1 protein-coding gene is annotated in these 1,675 nt (G+C 65.1%); it reads left to right on the top strand.

Features of this window, described 5'->3' with window-relative positions; all coding sequences use genetic code 11:
- The first annotated feature begins 997 nt into the window (after window positions 1-997).
- Window positions 998-1,216, top strand: coding sequence for a hypothetical protein (locus tag AC5RWT_RS37130; protein WP_494084577.1), 219 nt, complete (start codon window positions 998-1,000; stop codon window positions 1,214-1,216).
- The last annotated feature ends 459 nt before the right edge of the window (window positions 1,217-1,675 follow it).

A 1,675-nucleotide genomic window follows, 5' to 3' on the forward strand; every position in this document is an offset into this window, starting at 1 on the left:
GGTGATGTTTTGAAGGGGTTTGGCCGCTGTTTTGTCTGCTTCAGCAGCAGCGACTCAGAAAACAATACACCCCTCCCGGCATCCCCGCAAATCGCCCACGCACACCCCCTCACGCCAACCAATCACCCGCCCAAAAAGCCCGCCACCACAAGGAACCGCCACCCCCGACACCACCCCGCACCACCCGCCGAGACCACACACCGCCCTGTGCACCCGCTCACAAGATCGGAGGGCATCCCCGACGAAGCCGGACGGAACGGGTGGAGGGCATCGCACTGCAGTAACGCGCCAGGTCCTGGACAACGGAACGCATTGCCCTGCACGTGGTGGCGATTGATCACTCCCCGCGGCGTCGACTTGCGGTTACGCGATGCCGGCAAGGACTTGCGCTCCGCTGCCGGCCTCCATGCGGACGTTCTTTCGGGCCTACGTCGGTGGCCTCGCCATCAAGGGTGGGTCGAACCGGTCAGGAAATCGCCTGGCCTCTGCGGTGGGGATTTCCCCCAGCCTTTCAGGGCTGCGGCTCGCGGGAGCGGTCAGGGCGCTGTCCCTCACGAATGACAAAGCCAGCGGCCGGCGTTGGCTTATTGGGATCCGTAACACTGCCCTACGCGGAAGGCGATACCGGGGCCAACGCCTCGACCGACGTCGCCGGTAAGCACTGAGACCACCGCAACGCCAAGGGGCGCCGTGCCGTTGGCCGATTCAAGACCAAGGAGTGCCGATCATGCGGACGCTCATCTCGTGGGAGTTCCTGTAGTAGTCGTTGGAGCGGCCTTATCCCTGACGAGGGTAGCGAGTACCTTCCGTTCTGCTTCAGCCTGCCCGCCGATCTTGGGCCTCTGAAGCAGAGAGCGATTTCTACCAGAGTGCCTACGCGCACATCATGGGCGGCCCGCTTGGAGGTTATGGCCGCAGCCCTTCCGCCGGCTGCCGAGCACGACTTCACTGAGACCGTGAGAACCGCTGCCCGTAAGGTCGCCTCTTCCGGATCCTGATGACAGCCATGCGGGCCAACGACACCATCGCAGCTGGCGACATGACAAAAGACATCGACCAGCTCCGGGTGGCGGCGACGGCCACATGGTGTTCTGGGGCGGTGCTGTCTCTGGCGGTCGCTCATGGAGCTCGACTTGATCGACGAATGCTCGACCTGGTTTCCGGCACGGGACGCGGCAAGGGGATCGTCGGCCTCCGTTACCGCCGGCATCGCTAAACCGTGGCTAGTCCAGCCACACAAATGGCAGTCAGGCTGACGCCAACACCTCCGGAAGCTTCAATGGCCGACAAACCACCTGCTATGCAGGCCGCCATCGACAGCGGAAGGCCTGCAAGCACGAGACCGACCTCGATGCCCACCACCCCGCGAGGCGCGGCCCCCGGGACGCTCCGGTCCACTGCCGGAATAGAAGTGCGGCCTGTGTAGGTTGGGCCGGAATCGACTGCCCGGGCCTGCAGCCGTCAGAACCAGGACGCGTCCCGATCCGACGGGGCCGGAACCAGAGAACACGTCCCTCGAATCGGGGACCGGGTCACGCCCGGCCCGTTCGGCCTCCCCCGTCCGGCGACCGGGGGCATGGGTGGTTGGTGGGTTAACGGGGGAAGGCCCCGCCGTCGTTGGCGGGGCCTTCCCTTGTGTAAAGAATGTCCGGCGGTGACCTACTCTCCCACACCC

The organism is Arthrobacter sp. Dra40, from assembly GCF_059091905.1.

Bases quoted from the DNA above. Each gene is read 5' to 3' on its own strand.
- AC5RWT_RS37130 (WP_494084577.1), top strand. From the start codon at position 998: ATGACAGCCATGCGGGCCAACGACACCATCGCAGCTGGCGACATGACA.